At 53.5% G+C, this 25930-nt stretch carries 22 protein-coding genes; 12 read left to right on the top strand and 10 right to left on the bottom strand.

The features are described 5' to 3' along the window. Positions 1-100 precede the first annotated feature (100 nt). Complete coding sequence (gene hemB, locus AC0L6A_RS09725; RefSeq protein WP_473289630.1) at positions 101-1117, bottom strand: porphobilinogen synthase; 1017 nt, start codon at positions 1115-1117, stop codon at positions 101-103. 182 nt (positions 1118-1299) lie between these two features. Between hemB and AC0L6A_RS09720 the strand changes: the two genes are divergently transcribed. The 8 genes from AC0L6A_RS09720 (at position 1300) to lpxB (ending at position 11917) form a co-directional block, all read left to right on the top strand. After that, entirely contained in the window at positions 1300-1824 is a 525-nt protein-coding gene (locus AC0L6A_RS09720) for a component of SufBCD complex (protein ID WP_473289628.1), read from the top strand. Positions 1825-1879: 55 nt separating this feature from the next. Next, a complete protein-coding gene (gene mfd, locus AC0L6A_RS09715) occupies positions 1880-5338 on the top strand; it encodes a transcription-repair coupling factor (protein WP_473289626.1) in 3459 nt (1152 codons plus the stop codon). A 214-nt stretch (positions 5339-5552) separates the two neighbouring features. Then, entirely contained in the window at positions 5553-7922 is a 2370-nt protein-coding gene (gene bamA, locus AC0L6A_RS09710) for an outer membrane protein assembly factor BamA (protein WP_473289623.1), read from the top strand. Further along, positions 7876-8583: an OmpH/Skp family outer membrane protein gene (locus AC0L6A_RS09705; protein WP_473289621.1), complete on the top strand. Its 708-nt coding sequence runs from the start codon at positions 7876-7878 to the stop codon at positions 8581-8583. The genes bamA and AC0L6A_RS09705 overlap by 47 nt, the downstream gene beginning before the upstream one ends. 87 nt (positions 8584-8670) lie before the next feature. Next, positions 8671-9135, top strand: a complete 465-nt coding sequence (fabZ, locus tag AC0L6A_RS09700) for a 3-hydroxyacyl-ACP dehydratase FabZ (protein ID WP_473289619.1) — start codon at positions 8671-8673, stop codon at positions 9133-9135. Positions 9136-9138: 3 nt separating this feature from the next. Then, positions 9139-9936, top strand: coding sequence for an acyl-ACP--UDP-N-acetylglucosamine O-acyltransferase (gene lpxA / locus AC0L6A_RS09695; protein WP_473289617.1), 798 nt, complete (start codon positions 9139-9141; stop codon positions 9934-9936). A gap of 8 nt (positions 9937-9944) precedes the next feature. Next, positions 9945-10757: an LpxI family protein gene (locus tag AC0L6A_RS09690; RefSeq protein WP_473289615.1), complete on the top strand. Its 813-nt coding sequence runs from the start codon at positions 9945-9947 to the stop codon at positions 10755-10757. Further along, positions 10754-11917 carry a lipid-A-disaccharide synthase gene (gene lpxB, locus AC0L6A_RS09685; RefSeq protein WP_473289613.1) on the top strand — a complete coding sequence of 388 codons (1164 nt, stop codon included), beginning with the start codon at positions 10754-10756 and terminating at the stop codon, positions 11915-11917. Before AC0L6A_RS09690 ends, lpxB begins: the two co-directional genes overlap by 4 nt. A gap of 30 nt (positions 11918-11947) precedes the next feature. On the opposite strand, the gene AC0L6A_RS09680 is transcribed toward lpxB, so the two are convergent. Together AC0L6A_RS09680 and mnmA are read right to left on the bottom strand one after the other, a co-directional pair. Beyond that, a complete protein-coding gene (locus AC0L6A_RS09680; RefSeq protein ID WP_473289611.1) occupies positions 11948-12373 on the bottom strand; it encodes a DUF2059 domain-containing protein in 426 nt (141 codons plus the stop codon). Between the two features lie 148 nt (positions 12374-12521). After that, on the bottom strand, positions 12522-13673 hold the full coding sequence (gene mnmA, locus AC0L6A_RS09675) for a tRNA 2-thiouridine(34) synthase MnmA (RefSeq protein ID WP_473289609.1): 1152 nt from the start codon (positions 13671-13673) through the stop codon (positions 12522-12524). A 123-nt stretch (positions 13674-13796) separates the two neighbouring features. On the opposite strand from mnmA, the gene sciP reads away from it, so the two are divergent. Further along, a complete protein-coding gene (gene sciP, locus AC0L6A_RS09670) occupies positions 13797-14075 on the top strand; it encodes a CtrA inhibitor SciP (RefSeq protein WP_473289607.1) in 279 nt (92 codons plus the stop codon). A 93-nt stretch (positions 14076-14168) separates the two neighbouring features. Further along, positions 14169-14882: a response regulator transcription factor CtrA gene (gene ctrA / locus AC0L6A_RS09665; RefSeq protein WP_473289605.1), complete on the top strand. Its 714-nt coding sequence runs from the start codon at positions 14169-14171 to the stop codon at positions 14880-14882. A gap of 73 nt (positions 14883-14955) precedes the next feature. Here the strand turns inward: ctrA and AC0L6A_RS09660 are convergent, their stop codons facing one another. Both AC0L6A_RS09660 and AC0L6A_RS09655 read right to left on the bottom strand, forming a co-directional pair. Then, positions 14956-15867, bottom strand: a complete 912-nt coding sequence (locus AC0L6A_RS09660) for a pseudouridine-5'-phosphate glycosidase (protein ID WP_473289603.1) — start codon at positions 15865-15867, stop codon at positions 14956-14958. Further along, positions 15864-16757, bottom strand: a complete 894-nt coding sequence (locus tag AC0L6A_RS09655) for a PfkB family carbohydrate kinase (protein ID WP_473289601.1) — start codon at positions 16755-16757, stop codon at positions 15864-15866. The genes AC0L6A_RS09660 and AC0L6A_RS09655 overlap by 4 nt, the downstream gene beginning before the upstream one ends. A 208-nt stretch (positions 16758-16965) precedes the next feature. On the opposite strand from AC0L6A_RS09655, the gene rpsB reads away from it, so the two are divergent. After that, positions 16966-17754, top strand: a complete 789-nt coding sequence (gene rpsB / locus AC0L6A_RS09650) for a 30S ribosomal protein S2 (RefSeq protein ID WP_473289599.1) — start codon at positions 16966-16968, stop codon at positions 17752-17754. A 103-nt stretch (positions 17755-17857) separates the two neighbouring features. Further along, positions 17858-18733: a translation elongation factor Ts gene (gene tsf / locus AC0L6A_RS09645; protein WP_473289597.1), complete on the top strand. Its 876-nt coding sequence runs from the start codon at positions 17858-17860 to the stop codon at positions 18731-18733. 443 nt (positions 18734-19176) lie between these two features. Here tsf and AC0L6A_RS09640 read toward each other — a convergent pair whose 3' ends face one another. The 5 genes from AC0L6A_RS09640 to AC0L6A_RS09620 all read right to left on the bottom strand — a co-directional run bounded on the left by AC0L6A_RS09640 (position 19177) and on the right by AC0L6A_RS09620 (position 25923). Then, positions 19177-19920, bottom strand: a complete 744-nt coding sequence (locus AC0L6A_RS09640) for a helix-turn-helix transcriptional regulator (protein WP_473289595.1) — start codon at positions 19918-19920, stop codon at positions 19177-19179. After that, the gene (gene aroQ, locus AC0L6A_RS09635; protein ID WP_473289593.1) at positions 19920-20360 is read right to left on the bottom strand and encodes a type II 3-dehydroquinate dehydratase; all 441 of its coding nucleotides are present in this window, start codon (positions 20358-20360) and stop codon (positions 19920-19922) included. The genes AC0L6A_RS09640 and aroQ overlap by 1 nt, the downstream gene beginning before the upstream one ends. Before the next feature lie 541 nt (positions 20361-20901). Further along, positions 20902-22122: a polysaccharide pyruvyl transferase family protein gene (locus tag AC0L6A_RS09630; RefSeq protein ID WP_473289591.1), complete on the bottom strand. Its 1221-nt coding sequence runs from the start codon at positions 22120-22122 to the stop codon at positions 20902-20904. Between the two features lie 168 nt (positions 22123-22290). Further along, positions 22291-23115, bottom strand: a complete 825-nt coding sequence (locus tag AC0L6A_RS09625; RefSeq protein ID WP_473289590.1) for a sulfotransferase family protein — start codon at positions 23113-23115, stop codon at positions 22291-22293. Between the two features lie 375 nt (positions 23116-23490). Continuing rightward, a complete protein-coding gene (locus tag AC0L6A_RS09620) occupies positions 23491-25923 on the bottom strand; it encodes a GcvT family protein (RefSeq protein ID WP_473289588.1) in 2433 nt (810 codons plus the stop codon). Between the last annotated feature and the right edge of the window lie 7 nt (positions 25924-25930).

The following is a 25930-nucleotide window of genomic DNA, read 5'->3' as shown; positions in this document are numbered from 1 at the left end:
GATCTTTGTCCGCTTTGGCACAAAATATAGCGGATCACGCCAAGCCTGTCACCCAGAAGTAAAGAAGCTTGCGATTTTCTGCCTGTCTTTGAGCAGCTGATTACCGAGCTGCCAAGATGCGGGCCATACGCGGTGCAAAATAGGTGAGGATTCCGTCGCAACCTGCGCGTTTGAAAGCCATTAAGCTTTCTTCCATAACCTTGTCGCCATCCAGCCAACCGTTCTGCGCAGCGGCCATCAGCATCGCGTATTCCCCAGATACTTGATAGGCAAAGGTCGGCACCCCAAAGCTGTCTTTCACGCGCCGACAAATGTCCAAATACGGCATGCCAGGTTTGACCATGATCATATCGGCACCTTCTTGAAGATCACGCTCAACAAGCCTCATGGCTTCGTCGCTGTTGGCGGGGTCCATCTGATAGGTTTTCTTATCGCCTTTCAGCGCGCCAGAGGCACCAACCGCATCCCGGAATGGCCCATAGAAAGCGCTGGCGTATTTGGCGGTATAGCTCATGATCGTCAGGTTATGATGGCCCGCGGCTTCAATCGCGGTGCGGATTGCGCCGATCCGGCCATCCATCATATCTGACGGGCCCAGGATATCAGCGCCAGCTTCCGCCTGCGCCAATGCCATTTTCACCAAAGCCTCGACTGTCTCGTCATTCACGATCTCGCCGCCTCGCACAATGCCATCATGGCCGTTGGCGTTATACGGGTCCAATGCGATGTCGGTCATGACAGCGATGTCGGGTACAGCAGATTTAATGGCGCGGATCGCACGGTTGGACAGGTTGTCCGCGTTCCATGCTTCCTCACATGCCTCAGTCTTCAGGGCCGGGTCGGTATAGGGAAACAGGCAGATTGCCGGAATTCCCAACGCAGCTGCTTCCCGAGCAGCTTTTACAACCAAATCCACGGATTTACGTGTCACACCGGGCATCGAGGGTATGTCTTGCTCGACATTCTCACCCTCAACGACAAAAACCGGCCAGATCAGATCCGAAGCGCTCAGCGTCGTTTCCCGCACCAAATCGCGCAACGCCCCCGAGGATCGCGTGCGGCGCAAACGAAAGGCCGGGAAGGGGGCTACGGTGTTGGGCTGAGATGTGCGGCTCACGTGGCATTCCTTGGCTATGCCGCGACCGGAGCCCGGCAGTTTGTTTTGCTCTAAACTTCCTGCCATGTGGCTGGTGACATCACAAGTCTGCAATTCCCGGAAATTTACCCTTTTGGCGCTGGAACCCACCCCGGCCCGTCGCTAGGGTGGTTCAAACTTGACCACAGATAGGGGAACAAGGTTTGGACATCTACTCTACCGTTTTCGAGATTATCGATATGCGGTCATTTTCCAATCTGTGGTACTGGATTGCGCTTGCCGTGACTTGGTCAACGGCCAGTCACTGGATCATCGGGGTCCCCTATGACCTGGTGCACCGCGCCGCACGTCATGAAGGGCAAGCTCAGGAAGATCTTGAGGCAATTGTTCGGGTGAATTGTAATCGAATGCTGTCGATCTCAGAGAAGTCCGGATTGTGGTTGATGCTAACGGCGTCGGCCATGCTGTCGTCGCTTGTGACGTTAGGAGCTTGGTATGGAATTGAATTTGCACAAGCAGTTCTTCTGTTAATTCTACCGATGATGTTCGTCGCGTTTCTCTCTGTACGTACTGCAATTGTTATCGACCGCGAGGCGCTTTCTGGTGGATCACTTCGTGATCGGCTGTCCCGCCTTCGCCTGATAATACAGGGCGTCGGTATGATCTCGATTTTCGTAACTGCATCTTGGGGTATGTTTTACAACCTCAGCTATGGCGCATTGAGGTAACCGTTACACTCTCAGGCCCCTTGCATGGCCCCAATTGCAAAGATACATCCGCCGCATGGACAAGCTTATACTTTCTGGCGCCCCCGAGGGCTTCGACGCAACCCTTTTGGTGAAAGAGCTGGACCGCAATGGCGGACCTGTTGTCCACGTTGCGCGTGACGATAAAAGACTGGCTGCGATGCAAGCTGCATTGGCCTTTTTTGCGCCGGATGTAACCTGTATTTCGTTCCCCGGTTGGGACTGTCTTCCCTATGATCGGGTGTCCCCGAATGCGGATGTGTCTTCTGCGCGTATGGCCACGTTGGCAGGGTTGGCCACTGGGCAGATTTCTGGCCGTTTCGTTTTGTTGACCACGCTGAATGCCGTGACGCAGCGCCTTCCGGCGCGCGCTGTCTTGGCTGAATCAAGCTTTACGGCCCAAGTTGATCAGCTGCTTGATGTCGACGTTCTGCGCGCGTTTCTGGTTCGAATGGGGTTTGCGCAGTCTCCGACCGTGATGGAGCCCGGAGATTTTGCCGTTCGTGGCGGCATCATTGATATCTTTCCCCCCGGCGAAACCGGTCCGGTTCGGTTGGATTTGTTTGGCGACGTTCTGGATGGCGTGCGCCGGTTTGATCCTGCAACCCAACGGACTACGGATAGCTTAAAAGGGATCGAATTGGCCCCTGTGTCCGAGGTTATACTGGACGAAAAGGCAATTACGCGGTTTCGCCAAAACTATCGAATTGAGTTCGGCGCAGCGGGGTCAGATGACCCGCTTTATGAAGCGGTTTCCGCCGGGCGAAAGCATCAGGGCATAGAGCATTGGTTGCCTTTCTTCCACGAAGAGCTGGAAACTCTGTTCGATTATCTGCCGTCCGCTTCGGTGATGCTGGATGATGGATTAGAGCCCGCGCGGCTTGCCCGTTGGGACGCCATCACCGATCAGTATGAAACGCGCAAAATCGCGATGAACGCCAAGAACCGGATGGACAGCGTTTACAAGCCGTGCCCCCCTGATCTTCTGTATCTCGACGATCCCGCTTGGGCCACTGCGCTAGAAGGCCGCCGCGTGGTCCAACTGTCAGCATTGCCACAGCCCACGGGTGCAAGTGTCGTGGATGGTGGGGGGCGTATTGGACGCAATTTCTCGCCCGAACGCCAGCAGGAAAATGTAAACCTTTTCAAATCTCTGGCAGATCATATTGAGGCAAAAGATGATGAGCCTGTCATCGTGGCGTCTTATTCGGAAGGGGCGCGCGAACGGTTGCAGGGATTGCTGTCTGATGAAGGTGTGATCACAAACACTTTGATCAAGACCTTCCGTGATGTGCCTGACAGTTCGGGTGGCATCTATCTTGCGGTCTGGGCTCTGGAACATGGGTTCGAAGGCCCCGGCCTGACGGTGGTTTCTGAACAGGACGTTCTGGGCGATCGCCTGATCCGTGCCCCCAAGCGCAGGCGCCGCGCTGAAAACTTCCTGACCGAGGCGCAAAGCCTGTCGCCAGGGGACCTTATTGTTCACGTCGATCACGGTGTCGGCAAATATAATGGGCTTGAAACCGTCACTGCGATGGGGGCACCGCATGAATGCCTTGCATTGGAATATGCAGGCGGCGACCGTTTGTTTGTCCCCGTTGAAAACATTGAACTTATGTCCAAGTTTGGTCAGGACACAGGACTGCTGGACAAGCTGGGCGGCGGGGCATGGCAGGCGAAGAAAGCCAAGCTAAAGGAACGCATTCGCGAGATTGCGGACAAGCTTATCCGGTTGGCCGCTGAACGTGAATTGCGAAAAGCCCCATTGTTGGAAGCACCGCATCACGCTTGGGAAGAATTCGCGGCCCGTTTCCCATATCAAGAGACAGATGACCAAATGTCTGCCATCGAGGATGTCATTGAAGACCTTGCCTCGGGGCGCCCAATGGATCGATTGGTTTGTGGCGACGTTGGATTTGGTAAAACCGAAGTTGCGATGCGTGCGGCTTTTGTCGCGGCCATGTCCGGTCAGCAAGTTGCTGTGATTGCGCCCACAACGCTTTTGGCGCGGCAGCATTTCAAAAGCTTCTCAGAGCGGTTCCGGGGTTTTCCCATCAATGTGGGCCAGTTGTCGCGCTTTGTGGGGCAGGCCGAAACAAAGCGCACCCGTGAAGGCATGTCCCGCGGGACGATGGATATCGTTGTGGGTACGCATGCGTTGTTGGCCAAAGATGTGCGGTTCGAAAACCTTGGTCTTCTGATCGTAGATGAAGAACAGCGCTTTGGCGTGACCCACAAGGAGCAGCTTAAAGAATTGCGGTCTGACGTTCATGTTTTGACTCTGTCAGCCACGCCCATTCCCCGAACGCTTCAAATGTCATTGTCGGGCGTGCGTGATTTGTCGATCATCGGAACGCCTCCGGTCGATCGCCTGTCGATCCGAACTTACGTGTCAGAGTTTGACGGCGTCACCATCCGCGAAGCCCTGCTGCGCGAGCATTATCGCGGCGGTCAAAGCTTCTATGTGGTTCCGCGCATTAAGGACCTGCCGGACATCGAAGCTTTCCTGAAAGATCATGTGCCTGAGGTCAGCTATGTCGTTGCGCATGGGCAGATGGCGGCTGGGGAGTTGGACGACAGGATGAACGCCTTTTACGATGGCAAGTTCGACGTTCTGTTGGCGACAACGATTGTGGAAAGTGGGATCGACATCCCGACGGCCAATACGATGGTTGTGCATCGCGCAGATATGTTCGGTCTTGCGCAGCTGTATCAGATCCGGGGCAGGGTGGGACGCTCAAAAACACGCGCCTATGCCTATTTGACCACCAAACCACGCGCACCTTTGACGCCGACCGCACAGAAACGTCTGCGGGTCTTGGGATCGCTTGATACGCTTGGCGCAGGCTTCACGCTGGCCAGTCAGGATTTGGACATCCGGGGGGCTGGCAACCTTGTTGGTGAAGAACAATCCGGACAGATGCGTGAAGTGGGCTATGAGCTTTACCAACAGATGCTGGAAGAGGCGATCGCCAAGATTAAATCCGGCCAGTTGGAAGGCTTGTCCGAGGCTGATCACAGCTGGGCCCCGCAGATCAATCTTGGCGTTCCAGTATTGATCCCAGACACTTACGTGCCAGATTTGGATGTGCGTTTGGGCCTATATCGTCGTCTGTCGTCCTTGTCCAAGAAGGTAGAACTGGAAGGGTTCGCAGCCGAGTTGATTGACCGTTTTGGTCCGCTGCCAAAAGAGGTGAACACCCTTATGCTGGTCGTTCGCATCAAAGGGATGTGCAAACGCGCGGGCATTGCCAAATTGGATGGGGGTCCGAAGGGCGCAACCATCCAGTTCCACAATGACAAATTTGTATCTCCTGTTGGGTTGGTTGAGTTCATTCAGGCGCAAAACGGTATGGCAAAAGTGCGCGACAACAAGATCGTTGTGCGACGGGACTGGCGTAAAACGTCTGACAAAATCAAAGGTGCTTTCTCGATCGCGCAGGATCTTGCGGTGAAAGTCAAAGAAGCGAAGGCCCAGCAGGGCAAAACTTCTTAAGTCGTCAGACTCAATCTGGTTGTGCTGGCACGCTATCATGCAACGAAACCTGACTGTATTTCCCGTATGATTGGGGGGCATGCTTTCCGTGGGGTCGCCGGCAATGTGCAACCCGATGTGCAACACCTCGCAAACACCCGGTTTCGCGCTTTGACAAGACGGGTTTGACGCCTTATCCACGTCACTAATGGGATGTCTAAAGAAAGATAGAAATATGACATTTTTTGAGGGGGCGAGCAGCGCGGCAGGTACAGCCGCAGTAAAAACGCTCAAAGGTCTGGCAAGCTGCAGCGGACTGGCTATTTTTCTAGCAATTTCAGGGGTTGCTGCCACAACTCCGGGACCAGTTCAGGCACAGGCTTATTCGTTTAACAAAGTTGAGATTGAAGGAACGCAGCGGATCGAAGCTGCGACCATTCTATCTTATCTGGGAATTGCTCAGGGCGAGACTGTCAGTGCAGCACAGCTGAACGACGGATATCAACGCCTTGTTGGCTCAGGTCTTTTTGAAGATGTGCAGATTATTCCCCGCGGGAATGTTCTTGTCGTCAAGGTTCGCGAATACCCAACGATCAACGTTGTGTCTGTCGAGGGGAACCGGAAAATCAAAGATGATGTGTTTGAGCCTCTATTGAAGTCTCAACCGCGTCGGGTGTTCAGCCCGGCAACGGCAGAGCAGGATGTGCAAACCATTGTTGAGGTCTATCAGGCCCAAGGTCGCTTGGCGGCGCGGGTTACACCAAAAATCATCCGTCGCTCGAACAACCGCGTTGATCTGGTTTTTGAGGTGATCGAAGGCAAAAATACCGAAGTCGAGCGCCTGTCGTTCGTCGGCAACCGAAAGTTTTCGGACCCTCGTCTGCGTCGCGTGCTTGAAACCAAACAAGCTGGGATCTTGCGTGCGGTCATCCAGCGCGATTCTTACGTTCCGGACCGCATCGAATTTGACAAGCAAGTTCTGAAAGACTTCTACCAGTCTCGTGGTTATGTCGATTTCAAAACGACAGGTGTCACCAGCGAGTTCTCTCGTGAGCGCGACGCCTTCTTCATCACCTTTCAGGTGCAAGAAGGTCAGCAGTACCGGTTCGGTAAGATCACGACTGTTTCTGAAGTCGACGGTGTGAATGCTGACGAATTCCAAGCAGCTCAGAACATCAAATCGGGCAACGTCTTTAGCCCGGCACAGCTGGACAATGCCATTGCGCGCATGGAACGCCTTGCGATCCGCAAAGGGCTAGATTTCGTCCGTGTAGAGCCTCGCGTCACGCGTGATGAGCGCAACCAGCTGCTGGACATCGAACTTGTCCTGACCCGTGGGCCGCGCATCATTGTTGAGCGTATCGACATTGAGGGCAATGCCACGACGCTGGACCGCGTTGTGCGTGACCAGTTCCGCATCGTTGAAGGTGACCCTTTTAACCCACGTGAAATCCGCGAAGCTTCCGAACGTGTCCGTGCACTTGGGTTCTTTGCTGATGCACAGGTCGAAGCGCGACCGGGTTCTGCGCCTGATCAAGTTGTAATTGATGTTGATGTCGAGGAAGCGCCGACCGGCTCGCTAAGTCTGGGCGGTGTTTACAGCCTTGAGAACGGCTTTGGTCTAAACCTAGCGTTTACAGAGCGTAACTTCCTGGGACGTGGGCAGTTCTTGTCTGCGAGCTTCCAGAATTCATCTGACAGCCTCAATTTCTCGTTCAAGTTTGCAGAACCGGCTTTCTTGGGCCGTGATTTAGAATTTGGGTTTGAAACCTTCTATCAATCTACCGATGAGGCGTCCGCCAACTACAATACGCGTTCATTGGCGTTCCGTCCGTCGCTTGCCTTCCCGATCAACGAGTATTCGAGGCTAGGATTGCGGGTTTTCGCTGAAGGCACAGAGCTTATTGAGACAGATAACCTAAAATCCGACCTGATCTTGAAGGAAGCAGCGCGCGGGCGTCAGATCGGCGGCGGAGTTGGTTTCTCGTATAGCTATGATACGCGTCGCACTGGGCTTGATCCCAACCGTGGTTTGCTGTTCCAACTAAACGGTGACATCGGCGGTGTAGGTGCCGATTATCAATATGCGCGTGCAACTGCATTGGCACAGGCCCAAACAAAAGTTTGGAATGACCAGGTCACGCTTCTTGCAACAATGGAAGGTGGGATGCTGAAAAGCCTGAATGGGGCCAGCTCTCGTGTGACGGATCGTTTTCGTCTTGGACCCTCCAAGCTGCGTGGTTTTGCGACCAACGGCATCGGCCCACGTGATTTTTCGTCTGTGACAGCAGATGACACATCCGGGGATACCGTCGGTGGCAACATGTTCGCTGTGGCGCGTCTTGAGGCACAGTTCCCGCTCGGGTTGCCGGAAGAGTACGGCATTTCTGGTGGTGTTTTCGTTGATGCCGGAACTTTGTGGGGCCTTGATGATACGCTGGGTGGCCAAATTGATGACAGTGCGCATCTTCGGTCTTCAATCGGCGCTTCGGTCTTCTGGGAAACACCAATTGGTCCGCTGCGCTTCAACTATTCCAAGGTTCTGGCCAAGGAAAACTATGACGAAGAAAACAACTTCGAGCTTACAATCTCGGCTCAGTTCTGATCAGAAAGTGCCTCGGCAACACCGAGGCACTTTTTTTAGGAAGCTTATCAAAGCAAGCGCAGTGGCATTTGCAGGCGGTGTGGCTTGTGCACCAATTGCTGGACATGCCCAACAGGCTGAAACCCAGTCCGTATCGCAGATTGTAACCATTGATCGACAAAGCTTGTTCTCGGGCACCGCCTATGGTCGGCGTGTTGTGGAAACGGTAAAGGTGGAGCAGGCGCGGCTTGCGCAAGAGGCTCGCGCCACCGAAGCCGAATTAGCAGAAGAAGAAAAGCGCCTAACTGAGCAAAGAAAGTCGATGACCTCCGCTGAATTTCGGGTTTTAGCCGACGCCTTTGACAAGAAAGTCAGCACCTTACGTTCTGAAGTTGAAGTGAAGGGGCAGGCCTTTGCGCAGGTCTTAGAGCAAGAGCAATCAAAGTTTTTCGATAGGATCGGCCCTATCTTGGGGGAACTCGTACGAGAGCTTGGTGCAGTCGTAATTATCGACCGCCGAGCGATTTTGCTGTCGACGCAGAATATCGACATCACCGATTTGGCTGTAGCACGGATCGATCGTGAACTAGGTGATGGACTCACGTCTACTGACATTCCTCAAGACGAGAATGAGCCAACAACTCCGACAATCGCACCAGCGGATGACAGCGAAGAAAACTGAATCCGATTGTTTCGGGTAGGATCGACTGTTAATCACGGACAACAAACTATGAGGCGCTAAGCGCACGGATAGAAGGAAAAAACAGACATGGTCGATGTGCCCAGCACAGCTGATATTCAGCTTATTCAGGAATGTATCCCGCACCGCTATCCGTTTTTGCTTGTCGACCGTGTTGAAGACATCCGCAAAGGGGAATTTGCTCGTGGCATCAAAATGGTCACGATGAATGAACCCCATTTTCAAGGGCATTTCCCGGGCCTTCCAATCATGCCCGGCGTAACGATTATCGAGGCGATGGCGCAGACATCAGCCGTGATGGTGTCCTTGTCGCTGGACCTCGTCGGGTCGGGTGCCGTGGTATATTTCATGGGGATCGATAGTGCGAAATTCCGCCGCAAGGTCGTTCCGGGCGACGTGTTGACACTGGATGTGACAACCCTACGTGGCGGCGCAAAGGTGTGGAAATTTGACGGTGTTGCGAAAGTCGGCGACGAAGTGGCTTGTCAGGCGACGTTCATGGCGATGATCGACGTCACGGGCGGAAAGGGCTAAGCGATGGGCATCGACCCTTCTGCACAAGTTCACGCCAACGCCATCGTTGATGAAGGTGCCGCTATCGGGCCGAATTGCGAAGTTGGCCCGTTCTGCACCATCGGGGCTCAGGTCAAACTGGGTGCAAATGTGGTGCTGAAATCTCATGTGGTTGTCACTGGCGACACCGAGATTGGAGATGAGACAATCGTCTTTCCATTCTCGGTCATTGGTGAGATCCCGCAGGATCTGAAATTCGCGGGCGAAGACACAAAACTGGTCATTGGCAAACGCAATCGTATCCGCGAACACGTGACCATGAATGCCGGAACAGCGGGCGGGGGCTATGTCACCCGTGTGGGTGATGATGGGCTCTTTATGGCTGGGTGCCATGTGGCCCATGATGCGCAGATCGGAAACAACGTCATCTTGGTAAACAACGTGGCCGTTGCTGGTCATGTGGTGATCGAAGATGACGTGATTGTTGGCGGTTTGTCAGGCCTGCACCAATGGGTGCGCATCGGTCGTGGTGCGATAATCGGCGCGCTGTCCATGGTGACCGCAGATGTCCTGCCGCACGCTCTTGTCCAAGGCCCTCGCGGCGAGCTGGACGGATTGAACCTTGTTGGGCTCAAGCGTCGCGGTGTGAACCGTGCCGACATCACCGCCCTACGAGCGGCTTTCTTGATGCTTAAGCAGGGTGAAGGATCGTTTCAGGACCGTGCAGCCCGCCTGTCCGAAGAGGCAGACAGCGACTATGTGCGCGAGATGGTGGCCTTTATCACCGGCGACAGTGATCGCGGTTTCCTGACACCGAAATAGGGGCAGGGATGACCGATCGCCTCGCAATCATAGCCGGAACCGGGGAGCTGCCGCAAAAAGTCGCGGCAGCCAATCCAGACGCCCTGTTCGTGACCATCAAAGGCGTAGATGTTTCTGTGCCCGATGGGTTCGAGCATGTCGCGGCCAGCTATGAAAAACTGGGTGCGCTGTTCAAGTCGATGCGTGGGGCAGGGGTCGGACGTGTTGTGTTCGCCGGCAAGGTGGATCGACCCAAGCTGAACCCACTTCGCATGGACCGTGTGACTTTGGGTCTGTTTCCGCGGGTCAAAGCGGTGCTGGGAAAAGGCGATGACGCTTTGCTTAGGCTGGTTGCTGAGGTGTTTGAGGACCAAGGGTTTACGGTTGTGGCGGCGACAGATGTAACGTCATCTTTGACGATCAGCGCCAGTCACATTGGCCGTCAGACCAATGAGCAGGACAATGAGGATGCTGATCAAGGTTGGCGGCTTTTAAGTGTTCTGGCCACCGAAGACATCGCTCAGGGTGTTGTGATCGCCGGAGGTCAATGCCTTGGCATTGAAAGCATCCAAGGTACGAACGCTCTGCTGGAATTTGTAGCGCAAACGCCAGAGCACCTGAAACAAGGCGCACGTGGCGTGTTTGTGAAGCGCCCAAAGCCCGGTCAGGATGGCCGCATGGATATTCCGACGATCGGTCCAGACACAGTGCGTGCAGTAGCTGCAGCGGGTTTGGGTGGCATCGTGTTGGAAGAGGGCGTGATCGCACTGGACCGCACCGAGATCGAGCGCCTTATAGCCGAGCATGACTTGTTCCTTGACGTTCGAAAGAGGCAAGCATGAGAGTGTTCCTGATCGCGGGCGAACCATCAGGGGATCGTCTTGGCGCAGCTTTGATGGAGGGGCTGAAGTCTCTAAACCCCGAGATCGAATTTCTGGGCATTGGCGGTACTGCGATGGCAGAACAGGGTCTGACCTCTCGCTTTCCCATGTCCGAGCTGTCCATCATGGGCATTGCTGAGGTTGCGCCGAAATACTTTCACCTTAAACGCCGTATCCGTGAAACCGCCGAAGCTGTGGTTGAGGCGAACCCGGACGTTCTGATCACCATTGACAGCCCGGATTTCTGCCTGCGTGTGGCGCGGATCGTGAAGGAAGAAGAGGTCGAAGGGCAGACCTTTGGCCATGATATCCCCGTCGTTCACTATGTTGCGCCCTCGGTCTGGGCTTGGCGTCCTAAACGCGCCGCCAAGATGGCCCGCTGGGTGGATCATGTGCTGGCACTCTTGCCGTTTGAACCACCTTATATGCAAGCCGCTGGGATGGGTTGTGATTTCGTTGGTCACCCCGTCGTCGCCGAACCGCAGGCGGATGAAGGTGCTGCACAAGCCTTTCGGGTTGAGCACGGGATCGGTGATGCGCCCCTTCTTCTTATTCTTCCTGGGTCCCGTAAGGGCGAGGTGTCGCGACTGGCAGACCGGTTTGGCGAGGTGATCGCACATGCCAAACGTGAGAAACCCGACCTGCAAGTGGTTTTGCCAATGGCGCAAGGGGTCGAGGATCTTGTGCGTGAAGAAGTTTCAAAATGGTCTGTTGATCCCATTTTGATCCCTGCCGCCGAACAGGATGCGAAGATGGCGGCCTTTAGAGCTGCTGACGTGGCGCTTGCGGCCTCTGGCACCGTGTCGCTTGAACTTGCAGCGGCAAACACGCCGATGGTCATCGCTTATGACATGAACTGGCTTAGCCGTTTCCTGATCGGTCGGATGTTAAAGATCGATACAGTGACCCTTGTGAATCTAGTTTCGGAAACCCGCGCGGTTCCAGAGTTTCTGGGCGCCGATTGCACCCCAGATCGCATCACACCTGCACTTTTGTCAGTTCTGGATGCCCCTGATGCGCAGAATGACGCGATGAGGGTGACCATGGAGCGGCTAGGGAAGGGTGGTGAAGCGCCTGGCCTAAGAGCGGCAAGGGCCGTGTTGGGTGCCATGTCGCGGTAGACCGGCACCCAGTTCGTTCAATGACAAATGTTATTCGGCATCGATAATGGCAATAACTTTTGGCATCAGCGTACCCATTTCAGTCTCGACAATTTGCATGATCATTGGGCTTTGCGCTTCAAGCAGCTGAGGCAACTTTGTCATTGTCGCGCGCCCATGTTCCGTCGCGTAGAAATCAGCAAGCGCTGTGATTTCGTCCAATGTGAACAGATCAGCCATGATCTCGGTCTGGCCGCGCATTGTTTCGTACATCGGTTCGGTAAATGCGTCTTGATACAGCGCGTCGATCTGTACTTGCTTTGCGGCGCTGACCTCTTTGCCTTGGCTTTCGATCATCTGGACGACAGGCTTCCACATGGTCTGGATCAGCGCTTTCATGTCGAGGTCTTCAAGAGACATTTCAACATAGCCTTGCGCGGCTTTAACACGCTCGTCCCGCGTTTCGGAAAGGGCCATAAAGGGGGTGCTTGTTGCAACGACCAATGCGAGGGTTGCGGATAGGGATCTGAAGGACATTTGAATACCTGTTTTGACAATGTAGTACGCTTAGAAAAACAGCATTTCCGAACCGGAGCAACCGGATAAGGTCACTCTGGCAGAATTTTCAATTACCGCGCCAGATCCAGCCACCACCAAAAATTCTGGGACCATCTGACTCGTAGAAAACGCAGGCTTGCCCTGGGCTTACGCCTTCTTCCGCAGTCAAAAGTTCCACCTCCGCCTCGGTTTCTGAAATTGGTCGAATGATGGCGTCGCGCGGGGGACGGGTCGATCGGACCTTCACGCCCATGTTCCATTCTTTGCGTGATGTGAACGGCTCATCCCCCAGCCAGTTGATCTCGCGCACCGGGATTGTGCGCGTGGCAAGCATCTCTTTCGGACCGACGACAACCTGTTTGTTGTTCACATCCAGCTTTACGACATAAAGGGAATCTGCAAGCCCGCCGATGCCCAACCCGCGCCGTTGGCCGATTGTATAGTGGATGACGCCTTCATGTGCGCCCAGGACGCGGCCATCTGCATGCACGATCTCGCCGGGCTCAGCGGCACCCGGACGCAGTTTCTCGATCACGCCTGCATAGTTGCCGTCGGGCACAAAGCAGATGTCTTGACTGTCGGGCTTGTCTGCAACCTCAAGGTCATATTTCCGTGCAAGTTCACGGGTTTCCGCTTTGGTCTTCAAGTGACCAAGAGGGAATCGTAGGTAATCCAACTGCTCGGGCGTGGTGGAAAACAAGAAATAGCTTTGGTCGCGCACAGGATCGGCGGCGCGGTGCAGCTCGGCCCCGTGGTCGCCCATGGCGCGTTGGATGTAATGGCCGGTCGCCATGCAATCCGCACCCAGATCGCGTGCGGTTTCCAGAAGGTCTTTGAACTTCACCCGCTCGTTGCATCGAATACAGGGGACAGGAGTCGCACCGCCCAGATAGCTGTCGGCAAATTCTTCGATCACTGCGTCTTGGAATATGTTTTCATAATCAAGCACATAGTGTGGGAACCCCATCTCCTCGGCCACGCGGCGCGCGTCATGGATATCAATCCCGGCGCAGCAGGCACCTTTCTTAGCCAAGGCAGCCCCGTGGTCGTAAAGCTGAAGCGTGACGCCAATCACGTCATAGCCTTCTTCGGCCAGCATGGCAGCCACGACAGAGCTGTCCACGCCGCCAGACATGGCGACGACAACCCGCGTGTCGGCGGGTGATTTGGCAAAACCAAGCGAGTTCAGTGCGGGTAAGTCCGCCATGTTAACCGACATGTTGGGATCCTTTTAGAAGCGTTACGGAATATAGGAAAATTCGAACGAACAACAAGGGGGGCTTTCACAGATCCTTAAGGCTGAGTGGAGAGTGTTGGGCCAAATCTATTGCGAGGGTTCAATATGTATCTAAAGAAAATCGAAGGGCCACGCGCCGTAACCTTGCCTGACGGATCGATAATGACGCGGGCTGATCTGCCACCAAGTGAGACACGACGGTGGGTCGCCAGTCGCAAAGCATCCGTCGTCAAAGCCATTCAAAGTGGTCTGCTGTCTCAAGACGAGGCCTGTTCTTTGTACGATCTTTCTGAAGAAGAGTTAGCAGAGTGGTTGAACGCGGTTGATCAACACGGTGAGGCTGCTTTAAAGGCAACAGCACTACAAAGATATAGACAACCATAAGTGGTATTCGCTAAAAGTTCTTCTAGGGTAACCTGTGATTAACCATTTCACGCAATGTTCAACCCAGAACAACCAGATGCGGAGAACCCCATTATGCGAATCCTTCTTGTTGAAGATGATCCGACAACATCGCGCAGCATCGAACTGATGCTGACCCATGCGAACCTAAACGTCTATGCGACCGACTTGGGCGAAGAAGGGATCGACCTGGCAAAGCTTTATGATTACGACCTAATTCTTCTTGATCTTAATTTGCCTGACATGAACGGCCACGAAGTTTTGCGTCAGCTGCGCCTTGCGCGCATCGACACCCCGATCCTGATCCTTTCCGGTGCCGATGATACTGAAAACAAGATCAAAGGTTTTGGCTTCGGGGCAGACGACTACATGACCAAACCGTTCCATCGCGAGGAACTGATTGCGCGCATCCATGCAATCATCCGGCGATCAAAGGGCCATTCCCAGTCCGTTATCAAAACGGGGACTGTCGCGGTTAATCTCGATGCGAAAACTGTGGATGTTGATGGACGTCCCGTGCATCTGACCGGCAAAGAGTACCAGATGTTGGAGCTTCTTTCGCTGCGCAAGGGAACAACCCTGACGAAAGAGATGTTCTTAAACCATCTCTACGGCGGAATGGATGAGCCTGAATTGAAGATCATCGATGTGTTCATCTGTAAGCTTCGCAAAAAGCTGTCTACCGCGACAGGTGGTGAAAATCATATCGAGACTGTTTGGGGCCGGGGCTATGTGTTGCGCGATCCAGAACCGGTTGAGATGGACGCGCAAATCGCCATCGGGGCCTGAGCTCTCGACGTATTATAGATCAAACTTGAATGAGTTTAAGGGCGGCGTGGCCGCCCTTTTGCGTTTGTACGTGTTAATCTTCTGTCAGTGCGCGCGCGATCTGCGATGCCAATTCTGCGTTGTTTTTCACCAAAGCGATATTGGCCGCAAGTGATGCCCCTTCGGTGGCATGAAAAATACGATCAAGAAGATAGGGCGTGACGTCTTTGGCTGAAACGCCTTCGGCTTCAGCGGCGGTAAGCGCCTCTTCAATGACAGGCATGATGACCTCACGCGGTATTTCGGCCGCTACCGGGATCGGATTGGCCACCAACTGCCCGCCTTCAAGCCCCATCCGGGCACGGGTTTTTGCGGCTGAGGCGATCTGCTGTGCATTGTCCATGCGAAGGGGAGCTGCCAGATCCGAAATGCGTGACCAGAATGCAGGAAACATATCCTGACCATAGGCAATCACCGGCACACCAAGGGTTTCTAAAACCTCTAAGGTTTTGGGCAGATCAAGAATGGCCTTAGCCCCTGCGGCCACGACGGTCACGGGTGTCTTCGACAGTTCTTGAAGGTCAGCGGAAATGTCGAAGCTGTTTTCAGCCCCGCGGTGCACGCCGCCGATCCCACCCGTGGCGAAGACCGATATTCCAGCCAGATTTGCGGCAATCATGGTTGCAGCGACGGTCGTCGCACCGGTGCCACCCATCGCAATGCAGGCAGCCATATCGGCACGCGACAGCTTGGCGACGCCTTTCGCCTGACCCAGCGCATCCAATTGCGTGTCATTCAGTCCGATATGCAAACGCCCTTCAAGAACTGCAATGGTCGCAGGCACCGCTCCATTTTCGCGAATGACCGCTTCGACAGCACGGGCGGTATCCACGTTTTGCGGAAAGGGCATACCATGGGTGATGATGGTGCTTTCAAGCGCCACAATCGGCGCGCTTTTTTCACGCGCGGCTGCAACTTCTTCTGAGAAGTGAAGGGGCAGGGTCATAGGTCTTCTCCTGATACGTAGCGTGCTGCGCTCTTTTGTGCCGTTTCAAGTGCATCCTGCGGGGATTGTCCATCAAGTTCGGCCGCAATATGCGCCGCCATGAACGTATCCCCCGCACCGGTAATTCTGCGCACATGCACTTTGGGGCAGGGGGCTTGGATCACACCGCGCTGGTGATGTCCATCCGCCGCGTTTCCGCCCCCATCTGTCACCAGTACACGATGCGCACCGGACGCAATCATTCCCTGAGCCGCCTCAAACGCTGTGGCGTATAGTGTGTCCGTCAAATAACCCGCTTCCTCGCGGTTTACGTAAAGCGTGGCTCCTGCATGCTGCATCAGCGGGGCAAGCCGCCGTGCTTTGCCGGGACTTGCGGGGGCCACGCGCAGATCTGCACGCGCAAAGCTGTCTCGTGCGCAGATGTCTTGCAGCAACTCTTGTGTCAGATTTCCGTCAAGCGCGATCACGTGTTGATATGGGGCGTCTTTGCTGCCCAATCGTCCATCCTCAAGGGGCGCAAGGATCGCATCGCCAGCGGCCTCAAGCGTATGTGCATCTGCCACAGCAGCAATCAAGCCTCCTGGCCCCTCGATCGCCATATAGCGATCCGTTGGCAATCCCTCGGGTCGGTGAACGAAACCTGTCACCATACCGCGGGCGGCGCATTCCACCAAAAGCTCTTCACCTTCGGCATCCCGGCCGACTGCAGTTAGAAGTGCAGATCGCAAGCCAAACCGGTGCAGTGTCATCGCAATGTTCATTGCAACGCCGCCCGGAAGGCGTGTAATCCGTCCCGGTTCGTCTGATCCAACGTGCATAGGATGTGGTGTGCGCCCGATAACATCCCAAAGGACCGAGCCGATGCATAGAATATCTTGTGTCATGACCATTTACTTGCCGTGAATCGCCGTGAAGGACAAGCCATGTCGATGCGGGAACGATTAGGCCTTGCACGGTATAAGATCGCCCTATATACGCGCGCTCACAAACCACAGGTGTTGTGCGGGCCTTTGGGGGAGACATCCCCATCGCGTCCACCGGTTGAAGGGAGACCTTCCAAACGCAGCACCGAGGATGAAACCGGAAAGGATAAAGAACATGGCATTGCCTGATTTCTCACTGCGCCAGCTGCTTGAAGCTGGTGTCCACTTTGGTCACCAGACCCAACGTTGGAACCCCCGTATGGCCCCGTTTATCTACGGAGAGCGCAACGGTATTCACATTTTTGACCTGACCCAGACCCTGCCGATGCTGGACGCTGCGCTGAACGCTGTTCGCGACACCGTTGCAAAAGGTGGCCGCGTTCTGTTCGTCGGCACCAAACGTCAGGCCGCTGGCCCGATTGCTGATGCCGCTGAAAAGTTGGCTCAGTACTACATGAACCACCGTTGGTTGGGCGGCACGCTGACCAACTGGCAGACTGTTTCTAAGTCGATCAACCGCCTGAAAGAGGTGGACGAGAAGCTGGCTTCGGGCGCTGAAGGCCTGACCAAGAAAGAACGTCTGGGCATGGAACGCGACCAAGGCAAGCTGCAAGCTTCGCTGGGCGGCATCCGTGAAATGGGTGGTGTTCCTGATCTTCTGTTCGTCATTGACGTGAAGAAAGAAAGCCTGGCCATCGCAGAAGCCAACAAGCTGGGCATCCCAGTTGTAGCTGTTGTCGACACCAACTGCCCGCCAGAAGGCGTGGACTACATGATCCCAGGCAACGATGACGCCGCACGCGCCATCGCGCTGTACACCGACTTGGCAGCCCGTGCTGCGCTGGACGGCATGACAGCTCAGATGGGTGCTGCAGGTATCGACCTGGGCGCGATGGATGAAGCACCGGTTGAAGAAGCCGTTGCTGAAGAAGCTGCTCCGGCAGAAGCTGCTTCGGCAGAATAAGACAGCATTTATGCGCGGGGCAGGGACCTGATCCCGCGCATCTGTCACCGAATTGATACCCGGTGGGCTTATGACCCGACCGGAGACCCCAAGGAGTTGAGACATGGCAATTACTGCTGCACTCGTAAAAGAACTGCGCGAAGCCACTGGCGTTGGCATGATGGACGCAAAAAAGGCACTGGTCGAAAACGACGGCGACATGGAAGCTGCCGTTGATTGGCTGCGCACCAAAGGCTTGGCAAAAGCCGCGAAAAAAGCGGGCCGTACCGCCGCTGAAGGTCTGGTTGCTGTCGCAGTTGCCGGTGGCAAAGGCGTTGCTGTCGAAGTGAACTCGGAAACCGACTTTGTTGGCAAAAACGCTGAGTTCCAGAAAATGGTATCAGGCATCGCCACCGCCGCGCTAAGCGCTGATGATGTTGACACCCTGAATGCCGCTGACTTGGGCGGTAAAACGGTTGCTGAAACCATCACCGACAAAATCGCCACCATTGGTGAGAACATGTCGCTGCGCCGCATGGCGACGGTCGAAGCTGAGACTGTTGTTACCTATGTGCACAACGCTGTCACCGATGGCATGGGCAAAATCGGCGTACTTGTTGCGATGAACGGTGGCGATGAAGCCTTTGGTCGTCAGGTCGCTATGCACATTGCTGCTGCAAACCCGCAAGCTTTGAACGAAGCATCGCTGGATGGAGCACTGGTTGAAAAAGAACGTCAGGTTCTGACCGATCAAGCCCGTGAAAGCGGAAAGCCTGAAAACATCATCGAGAACATGATCAAGGGCCGCATGAAAAAGTATCTGGCAGAGGTTACACTTCTGGGTCAGGACTTTGTCATCAACCCAGATCTGACTGTTGAGGCTGCTGCTAAAGAAGCTGGCGCTGAAATCGTTGGATATGTTCGCATGGAAGTTGGCGAAGGCATCGAAAAAGAAGAAGTCGATTTCGCGGCTGAAGTAGCTGCCGCTGTTCAAGGCTAAGCCTTGAAGGGTAGGGCGCTTGCCCGCTGAAATCTAAGATTAAAGGGGCCGGTTGTTCAGACTGGCCCTTTTTTCAATTGGTCATGCAAACGCATGGCCAGCATAACTTTACAGTCCCAAACGAAAAAAACGCCGACCTAAGTCAGCGCCTTTGATACTCGTCAAATTTTCCGGTGTGCTGGTGCCTTTGGGATCAATACTCCATCGACACCAGCTCCGTTTTACCGGAAGAATGAAACGCGATCTGAAATCACAGTCCGTTCACCCCTAATGTCCCAAAGGCTAAAGCCACCACTCACGGAACACATTTAAGATGGCTGATTCGTGAAACAATTGGAAGTATGGGAATCCCTACCATTGCGATTGGAACGGAAACAAATGGGCCTGAAAGCCCTTAGTATATTGGATATATGGAATAAATAGCTGATCTGGATTTGGGAATATTACTCTTCTGGCGTGAAGATCTGGTTCAAAAACGACATTTTCAGAACAGCTTGTGCTGATGTGTCAACGCCTAACTTGTCCCGTGCGATGCGTAGGTGCTTTTCCACCGTTGCAGAGGTTACACCAAGGATCGTGGCGATGTCTTGGTTGGTTTTGCCATCTCCGACCCATTCAAGAACCTCACGTTGTCGTTTTGACAGACGTGCGCGTTCAGTGCTGAGGGGCAGGGAGATGATCTTCAAATGCGCAATGTTGTTCAGCGCTTCGATCTCTTCACCATGCTCACGCCAAATTGCATCTACTGCGTCCTGGCTTAACCCACGTTTAGCAGAAAGCGCGATGACGCTTTTTGATCTGCGAGATGTTTCCTGGAATGAAATTGTATAGCCAGCTGTGATGCCCATTTGGCGGTTCAACTCAAGAACCTTTCGGTTTCCTTCGTCCATCACATCGATGTTTTTGTGGACCCAAGACCAGCTGCACGCACCTGTGTTTTCTGTAGCCCACAGCAACATCGGGCTCGATCGATACAGCTCAAGTCCATAATAATGTTCCATGTATTCAGGGTCATGGGAGGACAGAGTCATGACATCTTCGCGTGGTCCCATCGAGTTCGGCGTCATGAAATGCGAGATTCCATAGATCAGACGGTCAAAGCCGTAACTCTCCATTTTCTTACAATGGATCTTCCAGACATCCTGCATGTCTTCGCAAAGGCAAATGCTTTTGATGTATTCAAGCATTAAGATTTCTCGGTCAGTCCTGATGCAGCATCAATAGCCAGAATGTACCCATGGGTTCCAAATCCACAAATCTGACCAACTGCTGCTCGCGCAATGTAAGACTTACGTCGAAAATCTTCACGGGCGTGAATGTTGGAAATGTGAAGTTCAATCGTTGGAACTTCAGACGCGTTGATGGCATCCATTAAGGCGATAGAGGTGTGGGTATAGGCACCGGCGTTCAGAATAATGACATCATGAACACCACGCGCGTCTTGGATCATTGTGACCAAAGCACCTTCGTCATTCGTCTGCTTAAACTGACAGGTGTGACCAAGAGCTGCTGTGTGCTTCATACAAGCAGCCTCGATATCCTCAAGACGCATCGCACCATAGATCTCAGGCTGCCTGATACCCAGCATATTCAAGTTAGGGCCGTTCAAAATCAGCAATGAGCTCATATCATCATCCTTTTGCAGACAATGTGTTATCAATGTTTTTCAATTCATTGTCGAGATGGATGTATCGATGCTGATGAATGATTGTTTACTGCGTCATAGGCTCTATTAACATAATATTGATTATGCGCGCTATATTAGCCGGCAAACATGAGTACGAACTCGTAAACAATGACGCTCCTCTTTCAAGTTTCATTGTCTTTGTTTTGCAGAGCCTTGATGAACGGCTCGACTATGCGAGTTGATTTCTTTTTTGTTCTGATAGAACCGTCATGCGTTGAGATGGTTTGAAAGTCTTGTGGTAAAGCCGTCTTATTAGTCCTTGTAATTGCTCAAAGATCACTGTGAATTCTAAAGCCACATTTGCTGGTGTTCGGCCGTGCCCCTTCCACGATTGTACCGTTTATCGGGTCATTCAGCCTGAATCAAAAGGAATGGGTCGGGAGCGGCGCTAACCGCCCCACGACCGTGGTAGCTTATACCTGAATCAAATTGATTGGCTTTCCTAGCGTGTGACTAAGCCTCGTCGACTGGTTGAGGATGCTCAATTTTTCAACGCGTTAAGGGCATCTTGCACAACGGAAGTCGCTTGAAGTTTCTCTAGCCGTTCGTTTATGCAGCGCGATTCCTGTTCATAGTTCTCGCCCATTTTGTCGATTTTCTCGAAAATCTGATCAACACCCGGGTTTCTAATATCAAACACGTAGTCTTGCTGTTGGAAATGTTCTGCAAGGTCAGTGTATTTGCTGGCCCACCCGAGGATGATCACTGGAACGCCGCTTCTGTAAGCGAACACCACAGAGTGATAACGTGACGCGACCACGTACTTGAATTTTCCAAGGATTTTGATCAATTCCGGACTTGCGTATTCCTTGGTGATCAAGCGTACCTTTTCTCTGTTCTTGGTCTTCTTCAGAACCTTTTCCACTAGGTGAATGTCTGCGGTGGATGTGTTCAGGATGTACACATTTTCACCCTTGTCGACCAACCTATCCAAAGCCTTTGCATACAGATCAAAGACCGCATCGGAATCGCCGATCCGGAATACGTTTTCATTGATTATGAAGCCGACAGAGCCTTCGACCGGGTAATCTAACTCTTCATTCTCGTACGAGGCATAGATTTCGCTCGCTGTTGGAAAGAGCTTCTCTCGGATAACCATGTCCGTCGACAGCTCGACATTATTCAAGCCCAGAGACTTCAGGCATTCATAGCCTTCCTTCTCACGCGGATATATTTTGGTGGCGTAAGACAGCTCTTTCTTAACCTTTTTAAGGAACTCTTCATTGTCACCGCCATCGTCCCAGTCAAACGGACCAAAGCTCTGAGGCATCAAGATGATCTTTTTATTATACTGCTTCGCGAGCCGTATCGTTTGCAGCAGCATCTCTCCCCCACCCTTGGGCCAACCTGAGCCAAGTGTGTAACCGCTCGCGTCAAAAATTGCGTCCGCTTCTCTCAGCGCTTTATCCATTTCAGATACTGCGCCGTTCCATTTGTCGGTTTTTCTGCGCTGGCCAGCGAAACGCGTTAGCAGCGGTTCCAATAGTGGCACTTTGTTCAAATGGTATCTGAATACCAATCGCGTGTAGTCATCATAGGGTAGCAACTTGAACGCATATTGCTCGGGCGAGTCATATTTATTCGAAAATCCAATGACTTCGCAGTCTTTGTAAATGGACTTCAAGCTATAGCATAGCGTTAGAAACATGGCTTGAGAGCCTTTGTTTCGCATCTGTATTCCGGTGATAATAAACTTTTTCATATCAAATAAGCGAAAGGCAGTGTGCTTTCACTTTTCCTCCTTGTTTGTCCGCGCTGTCGCTGGTGTCCTTACCTGCAGGACATCCAGCTATCATGTGTTTTCTGCAGAGACTTGAGCCCAATCTGAACACCTATGAAAAGCGTGCTCGTCTCGTCAGGCCGTTCGCTCCTAAGGCCCATACCAGTGGCTCAGCGATTGACCGCTCATCTGTTCCAGAGCCTCGATTGAAGGGTGGTAGTAGTCGTTTAGGCGATTTCGTAGCTCATCTGTCAACTTCGGATACTGAATTTCTTGTGCAACCGCCCCCCGAACAGCTTCGAATCCGGATGTCCCTCGCAAGGGGCGTATAATTGGCTTCAACCATGCAAGGCTCTTGCGCAATCGAGGGGAAACCGTCGGCGCTTTCTTGTCCTTAACTTTCTCGCGTCCAATTGAAGAAAGCGGGCGTGGCGGCAGGCCAAGGTGGGAACGAACCTGCGACATCTGCGCCTCTGGGTTTTGAGCCACACCTTCGAAAAACAGGATAAGAAGCTTATCTCGGCCGTAGAGGTCGATATAGCTCTGCAAGTGCGATGAGAACTTCCCCGAGATGAGGTACTTGAGGTTCTCGCCCAATGTAGGGTCAAGGTAATTTTCAATATCCGCTCCGACCTCTCCGCGCCGGAACCGCATGCAATAACTGGAATAGGCACGCTCAACCGGGTTGCGCAATTGCGCAATCAGTTTCACATGGGGAAGATCTTGGTGAAGCAGGCGCGCCGCATCGGGTTCGTAGAGGTAGGAATTGGATTTCTCACCAACGACCCTATCGTGAAGTTCTTCGTTGAACTGCGAAAAATACCAGTCCTGTCCCCTACTGTATTCTCTGGAAAAATAGTGAAGCTCCGGATCGGGCATGTAAATGGCTGGATCTGCTTGCAATTGTTGTTGTAACCATGTGGTTGCCGACTTCGCAGCACCAATAATTATAAAATCGATATCTTTGAAATCCATTAGCTAGTGGCGTCTCCGATTGATGCGCTGGAAAACGAAGCGATAAATGCCCATGGTATCGCGCAACTGAGATTTAGGTTTGTTCGGGGCTAAAGCCCCCGTTTCGATCAAAAGTTCTTCTCTAAATCATGCCAACAGGACTGTTCTGTCAAGGGTCGCAGCGAAATAGGCTGGGGATTTTGGTTGAATAACAGACAATAACCAAGTTTTGTGCGGTCTGTTCTTAGTTAGGACACGCGGAACTGGAAAACCCGCGATAATGTCTTTCGTCACAAGATCCATGCAGCTTTGGCTAATGCACTTGGTTTCAATTGAAATCGTGGTGGCAGAGGATCAATTAGCGGCTGAATTCTACTAGATCCCCTACCCTAGGACTTAACCGCGGACCCTCTCCATTTTTGGATCGTACAGCGGACTTAAAGTGACTTTGGCTGGCACGCGTTTGGTTGCCACTTCCAGCTCGTAAGTCCCGCTAAGGACATAGTCTTTGTCGATCTGCTCGGATGCGCGCACATACCCCATCCCGATCGAGCAGCCCAATGTATGTCCATATCCACCAGAGGAAAGCCAACCACATCTTTCACCGTTTCGGTAAATCGTTTCGCGGCCCGACAGGATGGTATCGCCATCTGTTGTAAAGGTCGCCAGGATCTTGTGGGTTCCATTTTCGCGTTGGCTTACAACAGCTTCACGCCCGTTGAATGGAATGTTGGATTTGATCTTCACAGCCCATCCAAGACCCGCTTCATCGGGTGTGTGATCTGGGCCGATATCCGAAGACCAGGCTCGGTATCCTTTTTCTAAGCGAAGCGTTTCGATGGCGCGGTACCCCGCATTCTTTAGCCCGTAGGCTGCGCCTGCCTTGTGCAATGCATCATAGACTGTTTGCGCGTATTCCGTGGGCAGATGAAGTTCCCAACCCAGTTCGCCAACATAGGTGATACGCAGAGCTAACACAGGACAGCCAGAAATCCCTATTTTTTGCGATTTCGCAAAGGGTTGCGCCTCGTTGCTAACGTCATCATTTGTGACTGTAGACAGGATGTCGCGTGCCCTCGGGCCAAACAGAGACAAAACCGCATTGGACGATGTCACATCAACAAGCTGCGCATTCAGCCCTTCCGGAATGTTTTGGCGGATCCAGTCGAAATCATGCGTGGCAAACCCGGTTCCCGTAACAATGTAGTAGCTGTCGTAACCCGTGCGTACACAGGTCAGATCACATTCAATCCCGCCCTTGTCGTTCAACATCTGGGTATAAATGATGGATCCTACGGGTTTGTCGACGCGATTGGCTGCGATCCATTGCAAAGCGGCTTCGGCATCGGGGCCTTGCAATATGAATTTGGCAAAGGAGCTTTGATCAAACAGCACTGCGGCCTCACGCGCCGCTTTGTGTTCGCGGCCCACTGGATCATGCCAGTTTGGTCGCTCAAACGTATAGATATCTCGGGCTTCTTCGCCTTCTTCCGCAAACCAGTTTGGCCGTTCCCAGCCCAGCTTTTCGCCGAACACGGCCCCTTCTGACTTAAGCCGGTCATAAAGGGGGGACCGACGGCACGGCCGCCCGCTTTCATGTTCCTCTGATGGCCACGCCATCGTGTAGTGCTTACCATAAGCCTCAAGCGTTCGGGTGCGCACCCAATCGGCGTCCGTATGTGGTCTGCCAAAGCGACGAATGTCGACGGGCCACAGATCATAGGGCGGTGCGCCCTTTGCGACCCATTCCGCCAACGCCATCCCTGCCCCGCCGCCGGATGCGATGCCGAACGCATTGAAGCCTGCGCCGATAAACACATTCGCCATCTCTGGCGCTTCGCCAAGTATGAAATTGCCATCCGGCGTGAAGCTTTCAGGACCGTTGATCAGCTGTTTCACACCAACTGTTTCAAGCTTTGGAACCCGCGGCAAAGACAGTTCCATCAACTGCTCGAAGTGATCGAAATTCGACTCCAGTAGCTGGAAATCGAAAGGATCAGGAATACCATCCTTGGCCCATGGAATACCGTTTGGCTCGTAGCCACCCATGACCAGACCACCGACTTCTTCTTTGTAGTAGGTCAGCCTGTCCGGATCGCGCAGTGTTGGAAGGTCTTTGGGTACGCCAAACGCCTCGGTCACCATGTATTGATGTTCGACGGATACAAGCGGCACCGTAACGCCGACGTCTTTGGCCAATTCGCGGGTCCATTGACCACAGCACAGCACCAGCTTTTCACACGCGATATCACCTTGAGGTGTGCGTACCCCGACCAGTTTCCCCTTCTCGGACAGGATTTTTGAGACGGGCGTGTTTTCCATCAAAATCGCGCCCTTAGCTCGTGCCCCCCGCGCAAGCGCTTGGGTGATGTCGGATGGGCTTGCCTGCCCGTCTGTTGGAAGAAAGGCCGCGCCAACAATGTCCGAAATATCCATAAGCGGCCAAAGATCTTGGGCCTCTTGCGGTGTCAAAAGTTGCATATCCAGACCAAAGGAATGCGCCGTGGTTGCTTGCCGCTTAACCTCAGTCCAGCGTTCTTCGTTGCAGGCCAAACGCAATCCACCATTCATCTTCCAGCCGGTGGCCAGCCCGGTTTCTTCCTCGAGCTTGTCGTAAAGATCGATCGAATAGCCAAGAAGCTGCGTGATGTTGGCGTTAGAGCGTAGCTGCCCAACCAATCCCGCCGCGTGCCAGGTCGATCCGGACGTCAAAGCGGCCTTTTCTAAAAGCAGCACCTCTTCCCCCATTTGGGCAAGGTGGTACGCGGTTGAGCAGCCGATGATGCCGCCGCCGATGATAAGTGTTTTAGCAGATGAAGGAAGCGTCATGGCGGGT

Source organism: Aliiroseovarius sp. D2-2 (assembly GCF_055809455.1).
The sequence above is the reverse complement of the archived record's forward strand: the minus strand, read 5'-3'. Positions and strand labels throughout refer to the sequence as shown.